The organism is Thermoanaerobaculum aquaticum, from assembly GCF_000687145.1.
Taxonomy (GTDB): domain Bacteria; phylum Acidobacteriota; class Thermoanaerobaculia; order Thermoanaerobaculales; family Thermoanaerobaculaceae; genus Thermoanaerobaculum; species Thermoanaerobaculum aquaticum.
In genome coordinates, this window is the sequence record NZ_JMFG01000017.1 from 41,304 (window position 1) to 41,828 (window position 525).

The 525-nt window shown below is 64.2% G+C and carries 1 protein-coding gene; it reads left to right on the top strand.

Features of this window, described 5'->3' with window-relative positions:
• The coding region (gene ruvA / locus EG19_RS07025) for a Holliday junction branch migration protein RuvA (RefSeq protein ID WP_038049086.1) at positions 1 to 424 on the top strand (424 nt) is incomplete at its 5' end.
• Positions 425 to 525 lie beyond the last annotated feature (101 nt).

Sequence of the window (525 nt, forward strand, 5' to 3'; positions counted from 1 at the left end):
GGATCAGCTCACGCTTTACGGCTTTCCTTCGGCTGCCGAACGGGACGTTTTCCGGCTGCTTCTAGGGGTTGCCGGGGTGGGGCCGCGCATGGCCCTGGCCTTGCTTTCCAGCCTTTCGCCGGAGGAGCTCACCGCTGCGGTGGAAGGTGGGCAGTGGCAGGTTTTGGCGCAAGCTCCGGGGGTGGGGCGGCGAACGGCGGAACGGGTGGTGGTGGAGCTTAAGGGCAAGCTTTCCAAGCTGGTGCAGCCGCCGGCGGCACCGCTGCGGGACGACGCGATTTCCGCGCTGGTGAATCTGGGTTACCCCAGCAAACAAGCGGCCGACGTGGTTTCGGCGCTTTTGCGAGAAAAAGCCGACTGGCAACTTCCTGATCTTTTGCGGGAGGCGCTGCGACGGCTCGTCAAGGACAAAGCCCTCGGCTAAGATTGGCCCGTGACCGAACCGCTGCTGCGAGGGGAGAAGGACCCGCAGGAGGCCAGCTTCGAAGAAAGCCTCCGTCCCAGAAGGCTTTCCGAGTACATTGG